This window comes from Streptomyces sp. SGAir0957, from assembly GCF_043523415.1.
On the sequence record NZ_CP027293.1, the window covers coordinates 834,005 to 849,987 of the forward strand.

Here is a 15,983-nt window from a genome sequence, read left to right on the forward strand (position 1 = left end):
GTGCGCCCCGCACGCGCAAACGGTCCGAACGTGTGGCACCGCGCCGGGGTGCGGGCCGTTCGTCACCGGTCCACCGCCACCGGCTCGGGCGCGGCGGAGCCGTCGGCGTGGCGCAGGTCGAACGCCGGTGACTCCGAGCGGATCCTCGGCAGCGCCACGAAGTTGTGCCGGGGCGGCGGGCACGAGGTGGCCCATTCCAGGGAACGCCCGTACCCCCAGGGGTCGTCGACGCCGACCGGCACCCCGTACTGCGCGGTCCGCCACACGTTGTAGAGGAACGGCAGGAAGGACATCCCGAGGACGAACGAGAAGATCGTCGAGACCGTGTTGAGCCCGGTCAGCCCCTCCACGGCGAGGTAGTCGGGGACGCGCCGCAGCATCCCTTCGGCGCCGAGCCAGTGCTGCACGAGGAACGTCCCGTGGAACCCGGCGAACAGCGTCCAGAAGGTGATCTTTCCCAGGCGTTCGTCCAGCATCTTGCCCGTGAACTTGGGCCACCAGAAGTGGAAGCCGGCGAACATGGCGAAGACGACGGTGCCGAAGACGACGTAGTGGAAGTGCGCCACCACGAAGTAGGTCTCCCCGACGTGGAAGTCGAGCGGTGGCGCCGCGAGGATCACCCCGGTCAGGCCGCCGAACGCGAAGGTGATCAGGAACCCGACCGCGTACAGCATCGGTGTCTCGAAGGACAGCGAGCCCTGCCACATCGTGCCGATCCAGTTGAAGAACTTCACCCCCGTCGGCACCGCGATCAGAAACGTCATGAAGGAGAAGAAGGGCAGCAGCACACCCCCGGTGACATACATGTGATGCGCCCACACCGTCACCGAGAGCCCCGCGATCGCGATCGTCGCGCCCACCAGGCCCGAGTAGCCGAACATCGGCTTGCGGCTGAAGACGGGGATGACCTCGGAGATGATCCCGAAGAACGGCAGCGCGATGATGTAGACCTCCGGATGTCCGAAGAACCAGAACAGGTGCTGCCAGAGCAACGCGCCACCGTTCGCCGCGTCGAAGATGTGCGCCCCGAACTTCCGGTCGGCCTCGAGGGCGAACAGCGCGGCCGCCAGCACCGGGAAGGCCAGCAGGACGAGGACGCCCGTGAGCAGCACGTTCCAGGTGAAGATCGGCATTCGGAACATGGTCATGCCGGGCGCGCGCAGGCACACGATCGTGGTGATGAAGTTGACCGCGCCGAGGATCGTGCCGAACCCGGAGAGGGCGAGCCCCATGATCCACATGTCGGCCCCGACCCCGGGTGAGTGCACGGCGTCCGAGAGCGGCGCGTACGCGAACCAGCCGAAGTCCGCCGCGCCCTGCGGCGTGAGGAAGCCGCCGACCGCGATCAGTGAACCGAGCAGATACAGCCAGTACGCGAGCATGTTCAGGCGCGGGAACGCCACGTCCGGGGCGCCGATCTGCAACGGCATGATCCAGTTCGCGAACCCGGCGAACAGCGGCGTCGCGAACATCAGCAGCATGATCGTGCCGTGCATCGTGAACGCCTGGTTGAACTGCTCGTTCGACATGATCTGCGTGCCGGGCCGGGCCAGCTCCGCCCGCATGAACAGGGCGAGGACCCCGCCCAGGCAGAAGAAGGCGAACGCGGTGACCAGGTAGAGCGTGCCGATGGTCTTGTGGTCCGTGCTGGTCAGCCACGTGACCCACCTCGAAGATCTCATGCCCCGTAGGTGTCCGGACCCGCCCCGCGCTTCACCGCACGGGCCCGTCGCACCCCACCGGAAAGATCACACAGGTCAGGTGTGAAGATCGGGGCCGTGCCGGACACCAACGCAGCATGAGCACGACCGACGACGAAGCCTTCGCGGCGGCCTACCGCGCGCACTACTGGGCGGTCAGCCGTTTCGTGGCGCGCCGACTCGACCCGGGGGCCGCCCACGAGGTCGAGGAGGTGGTCGCCGACGTCTTCTCCATAGCCTGGCGGCGCCGGGCGGAACTCCCGCCCGAGACCCCGCTGCCCTGGCTCTACGCCGTCGCCCGCAACTGCCTCGCCAACACCGTGCGGGGGCTCGGCCGGCGCCGCCGGCTCCTGGACCGCCTCACCCACCACGACAGCGCCCACCGCCGCCACGTCGTCTCCGGGCCCGACGCCGAACGGCCCGGCGCCTGGGTCCACGAGGCGCTGGCCCGGCTGAGCCCCGCCGACCAGGAGGCGCTGCGCCTCACCACCTGGGAGGAGCTGACGCTCGACGAGCTGGCCGTCGCCCTGGAGTGCGGAAAGAACGCGGCGGCGATGCGGCTGCACCGCGCCCGGCGCCGGCTGCGCGCCGAGATCGACCGGATGAACATGACCGTGACCTCAGGAGACCGCGACCGTGCCTGACCCCCTCGACGACCTCGCCCTGATGCGCCGCGCCGACCCGGTCCCGGCCGGCGACCCCCGCTACACGGACGGCCCCCTGCACCACCGTGCCGAACGCGCGCTCGGCCGCCTCCTCCACAGCGGCCGCACCCGCCGCGCCCGCCGGGCCCTGGTCCTGCGCGCCGAGATCGCCGTGTGCGCCGTCGCCGCGCTCCTCGTACTCGCCCTGTCGTACGCGGCGGCTCCCCCGGCGAGCGCGACGGGCCAACCGCGTTCCACGCCGCGGGAGTTTGTGGGGTCGCCGGTGCATCCGGACGCGGTACGGGAGGAGAAGAGGTAGCCGAGGCGGTGGGCCATGCCCCCGCCGGCCGCCTCCCACGCTGTCGGTGGCGCCGGAGCGCCTGCACGCTCCGGCGTCACCGACGTTCCGGACGGGCCGGGCCGGCCCTTACGGGCCCGCCACCGGCGCCGTACGCGGTCAGCCCTTGACCGGATCGCTGCCCGCCTGCTTGACGAGCCGGTCCCCGACGCCGACCGACTTCCAGAGCCTGCGGTCGACGCGGATTCTCATCGACTCCCCGTCGGTCCGGCGGAGTTCGACGAAGTGGTACATGTTGGAGCCGTCGAGCATGCCCCGCGACTTGTCCTCGACGACACCTTCCCAGGCGTCGTCCCGTCCTGGCTTGTGCGATGTGACCATGAGGCGAGCCTACGAGGGGCGCGACCGGCGCGGCAGAGCGACGAGTACCGTCCTGGGCAGGACAAATGTCCTCCCGCCCCCGCACGTCGCGCCGGGCCCCATACGTCAACCCCGCTACGCCCACGGCGAAGCCGCCGCTCGCGGGCGCACACGCCGTGTTTGAGTCGCCCGATGGAGATTCTGGTTCTGGGTGGAACGGCATGGGTGGGCCGTGAGCTGTCGCGGCAGGCGCTTGCGCGCGGGCACCGGGTGACCTGCCTGGCCCGCGGGGAGAGCGGCGACGTGGCGGAGGGCGCCGCCCTCGTCGTCGCCGACCGGCGCGACCCGTCGGCGTACGAGGCCCTCGCCGACCGGGACTGGGACGCCGTGTTCGAGGTGTCCTGGCAGCCGGGGTTCGTCCGCGGGGCCCTGGCGGCGCTCGGCCCCCGGGCGGCGCACTGGTCGTACGTGTCCTCGGTCAGCGCCTACGCCACGCAGGCCCGGCCGGACGCCGACGAGTCGACACCGCTGCTTCCGGCGGCCGAACGGGACGAGGTCGACGGCGAGGAGTACGGCGAGGCCAAGGTCGCCTGCGAGCAGGCGTCGACGGCCGCACTCGGCGACCGGCTGCTCATCGCGCGCGCCGGACTGATCGGCGGCCCCGGCGACCACAGCTGCCGCACCGGCTACTGGGTCGGGCGCGCGGCTCGCGCACCGCTGGCCCCCATGCTCGTACCGGCCCCCGACGGCATCGTGACGCAGGCCGTCGACGCCCGGGACCTCGCGGCGTGGCTGCTCGACTGCGCGGAGAGGGGGACCACCGGTACGTACGACGCGGTCGGCCCGGTGCTGCCCTTCGCGGAGTGGGTCGCCCTGTCGCGCGAGATCGGCGGCCACATCGGGCCCGTCGTGGAACCCGACGCGGACTGGCTGCTCGGGCGGGAGGTCGCGCAGTTCATGGGCCCGGAGTCGCTCGCGATGTGGATGGCCGACCCCGACTGGGCCGGGTTCAGCGCCCGCACCGGCACCGCCGCCCGCGCGGCGGGCCTGCGGCACCGTCCCCGGCGCGAGATGCTGGCGGACACCTTGCGCTGGGAGCGCGAGCAGGGGCTCGACCGGCCCCGCCGCGCGGGCCTCAGCGCCGCGCGCGAACGAGAGCTGCTGGAGGCGTGGGGCGCGGAGCCGGCGGCCCGGGGGTAGGCGACGCGGGGTGAGGGAGATGGCGGCCCGGAGGCAGGCGCGGGACGAAGAAGGTGGCGGCCAGGAACAGGTGGCGGCGGCCAAGAGGTAAGTGGCGGCGGCCAGGAACAGGTGGCGGCCGCCAAGAGGTAAGTGGCGGCGGCCAGGAACAGGTGGCGGCCGCCAAGAGGTAAGTGGCGGCGGCCAGGAACAGGTGGCGGCCGCCAGGAGGTGGGCGTGGGGCGGAGGAGGAACGTATGTCGGCCGTTGTCGTCGTAGGCGCGGGGATCGTCGGTGCCTCCGTCGCCTACCACCTGGCACGTCGGGGCGTCCCGGTCACCCTGGTCGAGCGCGGGGCCGCGCCGGCCGCCGACGTCACCGGCGACTCCTTCGCCTGGATCAGCGAGGCGGGCGGCGACTGGCCCGGCGGGGCGCGGGACCTGCGGGCGTACGTCCTGGCGGACCACGGCCGCCTCGAGTCCGAGCTGCCGGACGTCGCCCTGCGCCGGACCGGCTCCCTGACCTGGGACCCGTACGACTCAGGCAGTACGGAGCCGCCCGCGCCGGGCCGGTTCCGGATCGGGCGCGACGACATCGCGGCGCTCGAACCCCACCTCCGCGATCCGCCTGAGCAGGCCCTCCACACCCCGGGTGACGTGGGCGTCGACCCGACGGCGCTGACCCGCGCCCTCGTGACGGCCGCCGCCGCGTACGGAGCGACCGTGCTCCACGACACCGCGGTGAGCGCCCTGCACCTGGCCGGCGGACGAGTGCGGGGCGTGCTGACGCCGACGGGCCACCTCGCCGCCGAGACCGTCGTCCTCACCGCCGGAACCGACATTCCGCGCCTTTGCGCACCCGTCGCGCCGGGTCTGTCCGTGCTCTCCTCCCCCGCCACCCTCGTACGGATCGGCGCCCCGCCCGGGCTGGTCAGGTCCATCGTGGCCAGGCCCGACTTCGAGGTACGGGAGGTCCGGGACGGTGAACTGTGGATGCCGCTGGCGCAGGGTCTCGGCGGCGGCGCGCCGGTCGCTTCCCCGTCGGCCGGGCGGGACGCGCTGCGCCGCCTGCGAACGGCCTTCCGCGGCGCCGAACAGTGCCGCTTCCTCGGCCAGCGCACCCGCGGGCGGCCGGTCCCGCCGAACGGGCCCGTCATCGGATACGTGGCGCCGGACCGGTCCGTCTACGTCGCCGTCATGCACTCCGCCGTCACCCTGGCGCCGACGGTCGGGCGGCTCGTCGCGGACGAACTCGTGACCGGCGCACCGGCCCGCGAGCTGCGACGCTGCCGCCCCGCCGATGCGACGGCGTAGGGGCGGGAGCGCTCGGTGCGGGGAGTTCGAGACCGCAGGAGGTGAGACCCGGTGGTCGGCGCGCCGTCCCCTCCTGTTAAGACTCGGGCGTGACGACTTCGACCGTTGCGCACAGGCCCTTCGACGCGGTGCTGTGCGACCTCGACAACGTGATCCGCTTCTACGACACCACGGAACTCGCCACTCTGGAGCGCGCGGCCGGACTGCCGCTCGGGACGACCGAGAGCGTGGCCTACGCGCCCGAGACCGATCTGCCGCTGCTGCTCGGCGCGATCACCACGGAGCAGTGGGTGGAGGCCGTCACGGACCGCCTCGCGGAGCGGGTGCCGCGCGCGCGGGCGCGGGAGTTGGCGACGGCGCTCGCGCGTGCCCCGTTCCGGGCCGACGAGGTCGTGGTCGAGCTGTTGCTCGCGGCGAAGACGCGGGTGCCGCTGGTGCTGGTCACCAACGCGACGCCGGCCCTCGAAGACGACCTGGAGACGCTGGGGCTCGCGGACTTCGCAGACCACGTCGTCAGCAGCGCCCGGGTACGGGTGGCCAAGCCGGACCCCGAGATCTACGGGATCGCGGCCCGTCGCGCCGGGGTCGCCCCGGACCGGTGCCTCTTCGTGGACGACCGGTCGGAGAACGTCGAGGCCGCGATCGCGCTCGGCATGACCGGCCTGCTCTACTGCGGCCCCGACACTCTGCGCGCCGCGCTGGCCCCGCTCCATCGCGCGCCCGCGCTGTAACCTGTGCCTGCGGTTCGCTCACCCGGTCGGCACGGTTCTCCGGGCACCCGGGGTCCCGCCCGGAAAAGGACGCGCGGGTGTGCCCGGCGTCCTGCTAGCTTGCGGGGCATGAAGCGCGCTGTGGTGACGACTACGCCGGAGAGTGTCCCGGCGCGCTGACCGATGTCGTAGTCCGAAGCCCCGGGTCGAGTGGCCCGGGGCTTCGTTCTGCGGTCGCTCGCCCGACGAGCACAGGGGAACCACCATGCACGATCACCGCAAACTCGGCCGCGAGCTGGGCCTGTTCGACACCGACCCGCTGATCGGCGCGGGCCTGCCGTACTGGCTGCCCGACGGCGCCGCCGTACGGCACACCTTGGAGGAGTACGTCCGCGGCGTCGAGCGGCGGGCCGGCTACCGCCATGTGTATTCGCCGGTGCTCGGCAAGCGGGAACTGTACGAGATCTCGGGCCACTGGGCGCACTACAGCGACGACATGTTCCCGCCGATGGAGCTCGGCGGGGAGCAGGTCGTCCTGCGGCCCAGTCTCTGCCCGCACCATGCGGTGATCTACCGCTCCCGCGCCCACAGCTACCGCGAACTACCGCTGCGCATGGCGGAGTTGGGCGGCATGTACCGCTCCGAGCTCTCCGGCGTGCTCGGTGGTCTGTCCCGGGTGCGGGCCATCCAGCTCAACGACGCGCACGTCTTCTGCACCCTGGACCAGGCCGCCGAGGAGGCGCGGGCCGCCCTCGAGCTGATCCGGCGGGCGTACGAGGCGCTCGGCATCAGCCCGGCCCGCTATCGCCTCTCCCTCCCGGGCCCCGGCGGCAAGTACGTCGCCGCGCCGGAGAAATGGCGGCGTTCGACCGCCCTGCTGACCGAAGTCCTCGACCGTTCCGGGCTCCCCTACGAGGCGGCGGAGGGCGAAGCCGCGTTCTACGGGCCCAAGATCGATGTGCAGGTCCGCGACAGCGCCGGACGGGAGTTCACCCTGTCGACCGTCCAGGTCGACTTCCATCAGCCCGAACAATTCGACCTGCACTACATCGGGGCGGACGGCGCCCGGCACCGCCCCGTCATGATCCACCGCAGCATCATCGGCAGCGTGGAACGGGCCATGGCACACCTCGTCGAACAGCACGGCGGCGCCTTCCCCGCCTGGCTCGCGCCGACCCAGCTGGCGATCCTGCCCGTGTCCGACGCCGAACTCCCGGACGCCGAGGCTCTCGCCCGGCTGTGCCTCGACCGCGGGCTGCGCGCCGAGATCGCGGGGCCGGACCGCGGGACCCTGGGCGCCCGCGTCCGCGCCGCCCGGCTCGCCCCCTATCAGGCGGTCATCGGCGCCAAGGAAGCCGCTGACCAGCAGGTCGCTCTCCGTCTGCGTGACGGACGCCGGCTCGGTCCGCGGCCGGTCGGCGAGGCCTTGGCCCGCATCTCCGCTCTCGTCGAGGCGCACAGCACCGAGCTGTGGGACGAGGACGTGGTGGCGTAGCCACGCCACCAACCTCCCGCCCTGCCGCCCCGAACGCTCCGCAGCCGTTCCGTTCGTGCCGCCCCGAACGCTCCTCAGCCGTTCCGTTCGTGCTGCCGCGCGTAGTGGCGGCGCGTCTTGGCGCGGTTGCCGCACAGGGACATCGAGCACCAGCGGCGGGCGCCGTTCTTCGAGGTGTCGTAGAAGCGCAGCGTGCAGACGGGGTTGGCGCAGCGGCGGATGCGGTCGGGGCGGTCCTCGACGAGGCGCAGGTAGGACTCGGCGGCGTGCCAGGCGGCGAGCCAGCCGGGGGTGTCCGTCTCGACGACGGTCTGCGGGCCGGCCGGGCCGAGTGCGCGGCGGATCCGCCCGTGGTCGAGCGTCGCGTTGAGCCTGCGCCGCGCGTTGTCGGGGTCGGGGTTCCCGGTGTCGACGAGCGCGGCCAGCGCGTCGCGCGTATCCAGGAGCGCGTCGAGCGTCTCGGGGTGGTCCGGGGCGATCCCCGCGAGTCCGGCCGAGGAGAGCCAGATCGCGAGCCCGCCCGGCTGCGCGAGCAGGTCGTGGGGGCCGGCGTCGTCGGTCCAGCGTGTGTTGAGCAGGTCCAGAGGCATGGGCTCGCCGAGGAGGGGGCGGGGGTCCGCGTCGGCGGCGTGGACGGGGCGTGTGCTCATTGCTGTGGGCCCTTTCGTGTCAGGAGCCATGCCATCACAGGATGCCACCCCAACCGGCTAAGCGCGTTTTGCTGGTTGCAGCTCCAGCACCCAACCAGTAATCTCGCTTTCACCGGTTAGGTGACGGCGGGCTCTCCGTCGCACCGGCCCGCGAGCCGAAAGGAAGCCGTCATGCCTTCTTCCCCCGCCCCCGCCACGCTCCGCACGGGCCACATCGGCCTCAACGTCACTGATCTCGACCGCTCCCTGGCGTTCTACTCCCGCGTCTTCGGCTTCGAGACCCTCGCCGAGGGCAAGACCGACAGCAGGCGCTGGGCCTTCCTCGGCCGGGACGGCGAGCTCGTCGTGACGCTGTGGCAGCAGAGCACGGACGGCTTCGCCACCGGCTCCGCCGGGCTGCACCACCTGTCGTTCCAGGTCGAGTCGCTCGACGACATCGCCGCCGCCGAGGCCGTGCTGCGCGAGCTGGGCGCCGAGTTCGCGCACGACGGCGTCGTCGCCCACGCCGAGGGCGCCGCGTCCGGCGGCATCTTCTTCACCGACCCCGACGGCATCCGCCTGGAGATCTACGTCCCCGAAGGCGCGGAGGGCGCTCCCGCCCCGGCCGGCACCGAGCCCACCTGCGGCTTCTTCTAGGCTGACCATGACTACCCACACGACGTACCACCGCGGCGAACTCACCGCCCAGGAACGGGCCGGTACGAGCGAGGCCGCCCGCGCCGTCTCGGCGGTCATCCGCGACCGGTTCCCGGAGGCGGCACGCCACTTCCTCGCCGAGCAGCCCATGATCGTCGTCGGTGCCACCGACCACCGCGGCGACGTCTGGGCCTCGCTCCTCACCGGCCTTCCCGGCTTCCTCACCGTCACGGGCCCGTCGACGCTGGCCGTCGCCGCCGCGCCGGTACCCGGCGATCCTCTCCACGCCGTCCTCACGGACACGGCCCGCGTCGGCCTGATCGCCCTGGACCCCGGCAGCCGACGCCGTATGCGGATCAACGGCACCGCACACCGGACGACGGACGGCATCGAGATCGAGGCGGACCAGATCTACGCCAACTGCCCCAAGTACATCCAGAAGCGGGTGGCGCGGTGGCAGCCCGGCACCACGCCGAGGCCCCCATTCACGCACACGAACTCAGCGCGGCCGACCTGGAGTTCGTCGGGCGGGCGGACACCTTCTTCGTCGCCACGGCCGATCCCGCGGGCAACGCCGACGCCTCCCACCGCGGCGGCAACCCCGGTTTCCTGACCGCCCTGAGCCCGACCCGACTGCGCTGGCCCGACTACATCGGCAACGCCATGTTCAACACCTTCGGCAACCTGGAGCTGAACCCCCGCGCCGGCCTGCTGCTGCCCGACTGGGCGACGGGCACCTTGCTCCACCTCACAGGCACCGCCACCGTGGACTGGGATCCGGGACACGCGGCTCCCCTGCCGGGCGCGCAGCGCGTCGTCGACTTCACCGTCGAGCGGGCCGTGCGCATCGCCGACACCTCCCCGCTGCGCTGGAGCGCGCCCGAGTTCTCCCGCTTCAACCCGCCGCCGCATGGGCCGTCCGCCACGTGACCCGTCCGTCACGCGACCCGTCCGTCACGCGACCCGTCCGTCACGCGACCCGTCCGTCACGCGACCCGTCCGTCACGTGATCCGTCCGTCACGTGATCCGTCCGCCGGGAGGCACTCGCAGGGGTAAACGTTGAACCAACTCGATGCTCCGATACCTGCGTTGACGCAGGCGTTGACATGACTCATGTGCTTCGGGAGCCTGTGGGGGCGCGCTTCCAACGATGTAACCAGGCTCCACCCACACCCCCACGCACGCCCCCACACGTGCCCCCACGAGGGAAGAAGCCCATGGGAATCCTCAGACGCTCCTCCGCTGCCGCCGCTCTCCTCCTGGCGGGCGCGCTCGCCGTCCCGCTCGCCCTCTCGATGCCCGACACCGCGCAGGGGGCGGCGCCCGAGCGGGAAGCGGCGCCCGAGGGGGCCGCGTCCGTGCAGGGCGCGACCGGACTGCGGGCCGCGGACCCGAGCGTGCTGCGCGTCGGCAGCACCTACGTCGCCGTCCAGTCCGCGGACGGCGGGATCGTCGTACGGCAGGCGTCGTCGCTCGACGGCCTCGCCTCCGCCGCCGCGAAGAAGGTGTGGTCGGACACCGGCGGGCTCGGGGAGGTGTGGGCGCCGGAGATCGTGCGGGACGGCGGCCGGTACTACATCTACTTCTCGGCCGGCCGCTCCGCCGCCCACCGCATGTACGTCATCAGCTCCGCCGCGCCGGACAGCGGGTACACGGCGGCGAAGAAGCTGGCGCTCCCGGACGACAAGTGGGCCATCGACGGCACCCTGTTCACGTTCCAGGGGCAGCGCTGGTTCGTCTGGTCGGGCTGGGCCGGTGACACCAACGTCGAGCAGAACCTGTACATCGCCCGCATGAGCGACCCGACGACCCCGACGGGCGGCCGGTCGATCATCTCGCAGCCGCGCGAGGGCTGGGAACGCGTCGTCGGCAATCCGTACATCAACGAGGCCCCCGAGGCGATCAAGGACCCGAACGGGCAGCTGCACATCGTCTACTCCGCCAACGGCAGCTGGAGCGACCAGTACTGCCTGGCCGACCTGCGGCTGCGGGCGGGCGGCGACCCCACGTACGTATGGGACTGGTACAAGTCGAACGGCTGCCTCTTCGGTTCGCACCGCGAGACGATGATGACCGGCTGGGACCCGACGCTGTACGTCGACGGCCCCGGCCACCACAGCTTCGTCCTGCTCGACGGCGACATCAACACGAGCCCGCCCGCCGGGCAGAAGTTCCCCTCCATGTTCCACGCCGTCGCCAAGGGAACCCCCTACTCCTGGGAGAACCGGCACTGGTACAGCGGCTCGTTCGTCTGGTGGGGCAACACCACCTACAAGCGCGCCAACGTGCCCGGCGCCGAGACCAACACCGGCTGGAGCCTCAAGTTCTTCGAGTGACCGTCACCGTCCTGAACGGTTATCAATCCGCCAGAGCGCTCGTCACCCGTCAAGACAGTGACGAGCGTTTAAGGGGTCGCCCCGCGCCTGCCCACGGCCGTACCGTGGCGCGATGGCGCAGGTGCGAATGGCGAGAGAGGCCGACATCGAGGCCGTCTCGGCGATCCGGGTCCGCGGCTGGCAGGCGGCCTACGACGGCATCGTCCCCCGGTCGTACCTGGACGCGATGACGGTCGAGGACGATGTCGCGCGGCGACGTCGGATGTTCGCCCGGCCCCGGCCGAACTCGGCGAACCTCGTGGCGGTCGGCGCCGACGGGCCGGTGGGCTGGGTCTCCTGCGGACCGGACCGGAGCGCGGCGCCCGGCACGGCGGAGGGCGAGGGGGAGAGCGAGGGCGGGGGCGAAGCCGAGGTCTATGCCCTGTACGTCGCACCGGAGTTGCTCGGTCAGGGCATCGGCGGCGACCTCCTGATCCAGGCACACCTATGGCTGAAGACGTCGGGTTTCGACACGTCGACGCTGTGGGTGCTCCGCGACAACCGGCGGGCACGCCGCTTCTACGAGCGGGCCGGATACCGGGCCGACGGCGCCACCCAAGCGGACGTCTACGACGCGGTCACGCTGGAGGAACTCCGGTACCGTCGCGCGCTGGTGTGAACTCACCGGTCCGACGTGTGAACTCACCCACCCGAGTCGCGCGACCGGAGCCGGGCATCCAGCGCTCGCGTCAACTCCCCCACGCGCCCGCCCCCTTGAGGAGCCGCCGGATAGCGCCTGAGTACGTCGACGACGACCGGCGTCGCGCGCCGCACCGCCCGCTCGACGCGGTCGGCACCGACGCCGTGATCGTCGCCCGCGCGAAGCTCGGCCGCCCTGGCCGCATGGGCAGCGGCACCGAGGATGTGTCCGACCTGCGTGGCCTTGGCCAGCGGATGCAGATAGGCGGCGGCCGCCGCGGACATCGCCGCCCACGCGGCCTCCCGGGCGGCCACCGTCTTCGCGCCCTTCGCCGCCTTGAGGGCGGCCGACGCGGTGTCCCGCAGAGCCTTTCCGCGTTCGCCGCCCCGGGCGAACTCCCAAGCGGCGTCTATCGCTTCACGCGGTCGCGCGTCGTCCGGTCGGTCCGTCTCGAACACGTCGAGCACCTCTTCGGCGCACGCCGCGGCGAATCCGGTGACCGCGCGCAGTTCCTGCTTGCTCAGGACGATCTCGTCCGCGTGTTCTGCCGTCATGGCGCCATCCTGCACGACCCGCCACGGCGGACTCCGCGCCCGGTCGGCCCGCCCGCCAGGGTCAGCCAACTGGGCCAGAGAAGATGCGCCGCAGCTCAGAACAGCTTTTTGTGTAAGGGATCCACTCCACTCGCACACAAGGAGAAAACTGTGCTGAATCGCATTGCAACCGCTCTCGCCGTCGCCACCTTCGCCGGGTTCCTGGCGGCCGGGCCCGCCATGGCCTCCGACGACGACGGCGGCTCCCGCGGCGAAGGTGTCTACTACAACGAGGGCCACGTCGCCGGCCAGTCCGCGTCCAACGTCGGTGGTCCGCTCGGCGTCACCAACCACGACATGTGGGCGGCCGGCTACGAGAACGCCGGTGGCTGGCGCTTCGAGACCGGCTACGACTGGGACAACGACTGACGAGGTCGTTCTCGAACGTAGTACTTCCTGAGCGGCTGCTCGCCCCGAACCGTCCTCACCGGCGGTCGTGGCGGCAGCCGTTCAGGCCGTCCCGAACCGACCCCCCGAACCGACCCTCCGGCCCGGCCGCCGCACGACCGGTTCAGTACTGCCCGGAGGGGTCGCCCTTCCCGGGCGGAACCGTCTCCGCGCAGACGGGGCAGCGCTTGCCGCGCTGGAGCGGCAGCTCCCAGTCGACGTCCTGTTTGAGGGCGTACGGGGAGGAGACCGGATGCGGGATCTGCCCGCCGTCGACGTCGAAGGCATGGGCGAGGGCGTCCGGCTCGACGGCCGTGACCAGGCCGCCGTCGTTCTCCGTCTCTATGGCGATCTTCCAGTGCGTCATGACCACCGAGTGCTCGCCCCGGCACGTGTGACACCTGTCGGTTCATCCCGGATGTCCTCGCGCCGGAATCCCCCGTTTCAGCCGTCGCGTACACGGTCACCCGCAGACGCACGACATCCGCGTACGTGACGAAGGGACGGCAGTACATCATGACGCGAAGATCTCGTCGGCGCCGTCGTCCGGTGATCGACGGTACGGCTCTCGTCGGCACGGTCGCCGCGTCCGCCGACTCCGTCAGGCCTGTTCCCGCTCCACCGGAAGCCACAGCTCGGCATCGGCCCGCGTCTTGTCCTGCGACCACTCGGTCCGCAGGATCTCCGGGCCCGGCCTGCTGCGGTACGGGTTCGACGGGAACCACTCCGTGAACACGTCCCGCCAGAGTTCCTGGATCGCCTGCGGAGCGGGCCCCGACGTGGTGAAGACGGCCCACGTCCCGGCCGGGACCGCGAGCACGGCGGCCTCCTCCGGGGCGTACGCCGAGGTGATGACCCCCTGGTAGTAGTCGAGGGAGGTGCCCTCGGCGCGGCTCGGGTCCAGATCGTCGCAGACCGCGACGATGCCCCGTGGCTCCTGGTCCGACAGGTCGTCCAGGCGCTCCAGGACCCGCGGGTCGATCCCGCGGACGAAATCGATGATCGCCTGGTTGGGGCCCAGGTGCACGAGCGGCACCCGGGCCTTCATCCCGACCACGGTGAAGTCCGGCCTGTCCACGACGCGATAGCGCATGCTGCTGATCCCTTCGACGATGAGACGGAAGGTGAGCCGGGGCTGCGACACGAGCGCCGTGCCCTCACGCCGGGCCTCGCCGGGACCCACCCCGTGCATGGCACGGAACGCGCGGGCGAACGCCTCGCCGGACCCGTAGCCGTAGCGCACGGCGATGTCCAGGAGCGACTCCCGTCCGGCGAGCACCTCCGCGCCCGCCACGGTGAGGCGCCTGCGCCGGACGTACTCCGACAGCGGCATCCCCGCGAGCGCGGAGAACATCCGGCGCAGGTGGTACTCCGACGTGGCCGCGATCCGGGCCAGCTCCGCCACCTCGACCCGCTGATCGAGGTGGTGCTCGAGATGGTCCAGTGCCTGGTTGAGCCGGTCCAGCATCCCCGGCCTCCTTCCTTTCGACTCGCCTCACGCTAGGCAGCGGCCACCCGCCGGGACCCGACAATCCGTGCCCGGTCCGGTCGGGTCCGCGTGGCCGCCCTGCGCCCTATGTGTCCCGCTCCGCTCCGGCGAGCGCCCTTCACCGGTCCGCGAGGGCCAACTAGGCTGAAGCGCGATCGCGTTGTTCCTCCGAGGTGCGCTTCGGCCCTTGTCCGCCGGGTGCGCACGTCCGCCACTCCGTCGCGTCACGAGGAGAGCCTCGCATGCACCAGCCGGAGATCCTTGTCCTGGACGCCGCCGGGGCCGACCGGCACGCGGAGGACGCCGAGCTGCGCTCGCGCGGTCCGGCCGCCCGGGTCGACGTCCTCGGCGTCGAGGCGTGGGCGGTGACCGACCCCGCCCTGCTCAAGCAGCTGCTCACCGACGCGCGGGTCTCCAAGGACCCACGGCAGCACTGGCCGCTGTTCCCCGACAGAATCGTCGGTGTGTGGCCGCTCGCGCTGTGGGTGGCCGTGGACAACATGTTCACCGCTTTCGGCGGCGACCACCGGCGCCTGCGGCGGCTGATCAGTCCGGCCTTCGCCGCGCGCCGCATCGCCGCGCTCGGGGCACGCGTCGAGGAGATCACCCGTACGCTGCTCGACGAGCTGGCCACCGCACCGGCCGGCGCGGTCACCGATCTGCGCGAGCGGTTCGCGTATCCGCTGCCGATCCGGGTCATCAGCGAACTCATGGGCCTGCCGGAGCCCGCGCAGCGCGACTTCCGGCGCACCGTGGACAACGTCTTCGACACCCGGCTCGACGTCGAGGAGGCCGCGGCGAACACCGAGGAGCTGTACGCGATCATGGCCGATCTGGTGGCGGCCAAGCGCGCACGGCCCGGCGACGACATGACCTCCGTCCTCATCGCGACCCGCGACGACGACGGCTCCGCACTCAGCGAGCAGGAGCTGCTCGACACGCTGCTCCTCGTGGTCAGCGCGGGCTACGAGACCACCGTCAACCTCCTCGACCAGGCCATCGCCGCGCTCCTCGCCCACCCGGAACAGCTCGCCCTCGTCCGGGACGGCAAGAGCACCTGGGCCGATGTCGTCGAGGAGACGCTGCGTTACGAGGCGCCCGTCGCCCACCTGCCGATGCGGTACGCGGTCGAGGACATCGAGCTGGCGGGGGGCCTGGTGATCCGGCGGGGCGAGGCGATCCTGGCGTCCTACGCCGCGGCGGGCCGCCACCCCGATCTGCACGGCTCCGGTGCGGACACCTTCGATGTGACGCGGATCGGCAAGAGCCATCTGGCCTTCGGCCACGGCGTGCACGTGTGTCTCGGCGCGGCCCTGGCCCGCATGGAGGCGGAGACGGCGCTGCGCGGCCTGTTCACCCGCTTCCCGGATCTCGCCCTCGCGGTCCCGGCCGGGGACCTGCGTCCGGCGGGGTCGTTCATCTCCAACGGGCACGCGGAGCTGCCGGTGATCCTGCGCCCGGGCACCGGAGGCTGACCTCGGCCGGCGGGCCGTACGCGCGGCGCCAACGCCTG

At 72.1% G+C, this 15,983-nt stretch carries 19 protein-coding genes; 13 read left to right on the forward strand and 6 right to left on the reverse strand.

Features of this window, described 5'->3' with window-relative positions; all coding sequences use genetic code 11:
- Positions 1–62: 62 nt before the first annotated feature.
- A complete protein-coding gene (ctaD, locus tag C1N81_RS08975; RefSeq protein ID WP_394428193.1) occupies positions 63–1,682 on the reverse strand; it encodes an aa3-type cytochrome oxidase subunit I in 1,620 nt (539 codons plus the stop codon).
- 116 nt (positions 1,683–1,798) lie between these two features.
- Between ctaD and C1N81_RS08980 the strand changes: the two genes are divergently transcribed.
- Positions 1,799–2,344 carry an RNA polymerase sigma factor gene (locus C1N81_RS08980; protein WP_394428194.1) on the forward strand — a complete coding sequence of 182 codons (546 nt, stop codon included), beginning with the start codon at positions 1,799–1,801 and terminating at the stop codon, positions 2,342–2,344.
- Entirely contained in the window at positions 2,337–2,663 is a 327-nt protein-coding gene (locus C1N81_RS08985) for a hypothetical protein (RefSeq protein WP_394428195.1), read from the forward strand. Before C1N81_RS08980 ends, C1N81_RS08985 begins: the two co-directional genes overlap by 8 nt.
- A gap of 138 nt (positions 2,664–2,801) precedes the next feature.
- Here C1N81_RS08985 and C1N81_RS08990 read toward each other — a convergent pair whose 3' ends face one another.
- Positions 2,802–3,023 (reverse strand): DUF7489 domain-containing protein, encoded by a 222-nt coding sequence (locus C1N81_RS08990; protein WP_394428196.1) that lies wholly within the window; start codon positions 3,021–3,023, stop codon positions 2,802–2,804.
- A 171-nt stretch (positions 3,024–3,194) separates the two neighbouring features.
- Here C1N81_RS08990 and C1N81_RS08995 point away from each other — a divergent pair, with 171 nt between their 5' ends.
- From C1N81_RS08995 to thrS, 4 genes are all read left to right on the forward strand, one after another.
- The gene (locus C1N81_RS08995; protein WP_394428197.1) at positions 3,195–4,202 is read left to right on the forward strand and encodes an NAD-dependent epimerase/dehydratase family protein; all 1,008 of its coding nucleotides are present in this window, start codon (positions 3,195–3,197) and stop codon (positions 4,200–4,202) included.
- A gap of 236 nt (positions 4,203–4,438) precedes the next feature.
- A complete protein-coding gene (locus C1N81_RS09000; RefSeq protein ID WP_394428198.1) occupies positions 4,439–5,494 on the forward strand; it encodes an NAD(P)/FAD-dependent oxidoreductase in 1,056 nt (351 codons plus the stop codon).
- Positions 5,495–5,583: 89 nt separating this feature from the next.
- Positions 5,584–6,225, forward strand: a complete 642-nt coding sequence (locus C1N81_RS09005; protein ID WP_394428199.1) for an HAD-IA family hydrolase — start codon at positions 5,584–5,586, stop codon at positions 6,223–6,225.
- A 244-nt stretch (positions 6,226–6,469) separates the two neighbouring features.
- Positions 6,470–7,699, forward strand: coding sequence for a threonine--tRNA ligase (gene thrS / locus C1N81_RS09010; protein WP_394428200.1), 1,230 nt, complete (start codon positions 6,470–6,472; stop codon positions 7,697–7,699).
- A gap of 74 nt (positions 7,700–7,773) precedes the next feature.
- Here thrS and C1N81_RS09015 read toward each other — a convergent pair whose 3' ends face one another.
- Complete coding sequence (locus tag C1N81_RS09015) at positions 7,774–8,349, reverse strand: CGNR zinc finger domain-containing protein (RefSeq protein ID WP_394428202.1); 576 nt, start codon at positions 8,347–8,349, stop codon at positions 7,774–7,776.
- 171 nt (positions 8,350–8,520) lie between these two features.
- Between C1N81_RS09015 and C1N81_RS09020 the strand changes: the two genes are divergently transcribed.
- The 5 genes from C1N81_RS09020 to C1N81_RS09040 all read left to right on the forward strand — a co-directional run bounded on the left by C1N81_RS09020 (position 8,521) and on the right by C1N81_RS09040 (position 11,980).
- Entirely contained in the window at positions 8,521–8,985 is a 465-nt protein-coding gene (locus C1N81_RS09020) for a VOC family protein (RefSeq protein ID WP_394428203.1), read from the forward strand.
- Positions 8,986–8,992: 7 nt separating this feature from the next.
- Positions 8,993–9,598 (forward strand): pyridoxamine 5'-phosphate oxidase family protein, encoded by a 606-nt coding sequence (locus C1N81_RS09025; protein WP_394428205.1) that lies wholly within the window; start codon positions 8,993–8,995, stop codon positions 9,596–9,598.
- Positions 9,499–9,915, forward strand: coding sequence for a pyridoxamine 5'-phosphate oxidase family protein (locus C1N81_RS09030; RefSeq protein ID WP_394437822.1), 417 nt, complete (start codon positions 9,499–9,501; stop codon positions 9,913–9,915). Before C1N81_RS09025 ends, C1N81_RS09030 begins: the two co-directional genes overlap by 100 nt.
- 288 nt (positions 9,916–10,203) lie before the next feature.
- Positions 10,204–11,322 (forward strand): glycoside hydrolase family 43 protein, encoded by a 1,119-nt coding sequence (locus tag C1N81_RS09035; RefSeq protein ID WP_394428206.1) that lies wholly within the window; start codon positions 10,204–10,206, stop codon positions 11,320–11,322.
- 112 nt (positions 11,323–11,434) lie between these two features.
- On the forward strand, positions 11,435–11,980 hold the full coding sequence (locus tag C1N81_RS09040; RefSeq protein ID WP_394428207.1) for a GNAT family N-acetyltransferase: 546 nt from the start codon (positions 11,435–11,437) through the stop codon (positions 11,978–11,980).
- Positions 11,981–12,003: 23 nt separating this feature from the next.
- Here the strand turns inward: C1N81_RS09040 and C1N81_RS09045 are convergent, their stop codons facing one another.
- On the reverse strand, positions 12,004–12,555 hold the full coding sequence (locus C1N81_RS09045) for a putative immunity protein (RefSeq protein WP_394428208.1): 552 nt from the start codon (positions 12,553–12,555) through the stop codon (positions 12,004–12,006).
- Between the two features lie 150 nt (positions 12,556–12,705).
- Here C1N81_RS09045 and C1N81_RS09050 point away from each other — a divergent pair, with 150 nt between their 5' ends.
- Positions 12,706–12,963 carry a hypothetical protein gene (locus C1N81_RS09050; protein WP_394428209.1) on the forward strand — a complete coding sequence of 86 codons (258 nt, stop codon included), beginning with the start codon at positions 12,706–12,708 and terminating at the stop codon, positions 12,961–12,963.
- Positions 12,964–13,105: 142 nt separating this feature from the next.
- On the opposite strand, the gene C1N81_RS09055 is transcribed toward C1N81_RS09050, so the two are convergent.
- Positions 13,106–13,348: a hypothetical protein gene (locus C1N81_RS09055; RefSeq protein WP_394428210.1), complete on the reverse strand. Its 243-nt coding sequence runs from the start codon at positions 13,346–13,348 to the stop codon at positions 13,106–13,108.
- A gap of 234 nt (positions 13,349–13,582) precedes the next feature.
- On the reverse strand, positions 13,583–14,449 hold the full coding sequence (locus C1N81_RS09060; protein ID WP_394428211.1) for an AraC family transcriptional regulator: 867 nt from the start codon (positions 14,447–14,449) through the stop codon (positions 13,583–13,585).
- Between the two features lie 263 nt (positions 14,450–14,712).
- Here C1N81_RS09060 and C1N81_RS09065 point away from each other — a divergent pair, with 263 nt between their 5' ends.
- Positions 14,713–15,945, forward strand: a complete 1,233-nt coding sequence (locus tag C1N81_RS09065) for a cytochrome P450 family protein (RefSeq protein ID WP_394428212.1) — start codon at positions 14,713–14,715, stop codon at positions 15,943–15,945.
- Positions 15,946–15,983: the final 38 nt, after the last annotated feature.

What these genes read in the sequence shown, in the direction of transcription:
- C1N81_RS09065 (WP_394428212.1), top strand. Translation starts at nt 14,713, where the DNA reads ATGCACCAGCCGGAGATCCTTGTCCTGGACGCCGCCGGGGCCGACCGG.
- C1N81_RS08990 (WP_394428196.1), bottom strand. Translation starts at nt 3,023, where the DNA reads ATGGTCACATCGCACAAGCCAGGACGGGACGACGCCTGGGAAGGTGTC.
- C1N81_RS08995 (WP_394428197.1), top strand. Translation starts at nt 3,195, where the DNA reads ATGGAGATTCTGGTTCTGGGTGGAACGGCATGGGTGGGCCGTGAGCTG.
- C1N81_RS09025 (WP_394428205.1), top strand. Translation starts at nt 8,993, where the DNA reads ATGACTACCCACACGACGTACCACCGCGGCGAACTCACCGCCCAGGAA.
- C1N81_RS09040 (WP_394428207.1), top strand. Translation starts at nt 11,435, where the DNA reads ATGGCGCAGGTGCGAATGGCGAGAGAGGCCGACATCGAGGCCGTCTCG.
- C1N81_RS09060 (WP_394428211.1), bottom strand. Translation starts at nt 14,449, where the DNA reads ATGCTGGACCGGCTCAACCAGGCACTGGACCATCTCGAGCACCACCTC.
- ctaD (WP_394428193.1), bottom strand. Translation starts at nt 1,682, where the DNA reads ATGAGATCTTCGAGGTGGGTCACGTGGCTGACCAGCACGGACCACAAG.
- C1N81_RS09035 (WP_394428206.1), top strand. Translation starts at nt 10,204, where the DNA reads ATGGGAATCCTCAGACGCTCCTCCGCTGCCGCCGCTCTCCTCCTGGCG.
- C1N81_RS09045 (WP_394428208.1), bottom strand. Translation starts at nt 12,555, where the DNA reads ATGACGGCAGAACACGCGGACGAGATCGTCCTGAGCAAGCAGGAACTG.
- C1N81_RS09000 (WP_394428198.1), top strand. Translation starts at nt 4,439, where the DNA reads ATGTCGGCCGTTGTCGTCGTAGGCGCGGGGATCGTCGGTGCCTCCGTC.
- C1N81_RS09020 (WP_394428203.1), top strand. Translation starts at nt 8,521, where the DNA reads ATGCCTTCTTCCCCCGCCCCCGCCACGCTCCGCACGGGCCACATCGGC.
- C1N81_RS08980 (WP_394428194.1), top strand. Translation starts at nt 1,799, where the DNA reads ATGAGCACGACCGACGACGAAGCCTTCGCGGCGGCCTACCGCGCGCAC.
- C1N81_RS09015 (WP_394428202.1), bottom strand. Translation starts at nt 8,349, where the DNA reads ATGAGCACACGCCCCGTCCACGCCGCCGACGCGGACCCCCGCCCCCTC.
- thrS (WP_394428200.1), top strand. Translation starts at nt 6,470, where the DNA reads ATGCACGATCACCGCAAACTCGGCCGCGAGCTGGGCCTGTTCGACACC.
- C1N81_RS09055 (WP_394428210.1), bottom strand. Translation starts at nt 13,348, where the DNA reads ATGACGCACTGGAAGATCGCCATAGAGACGGAGAACGACGGCGGCCTG.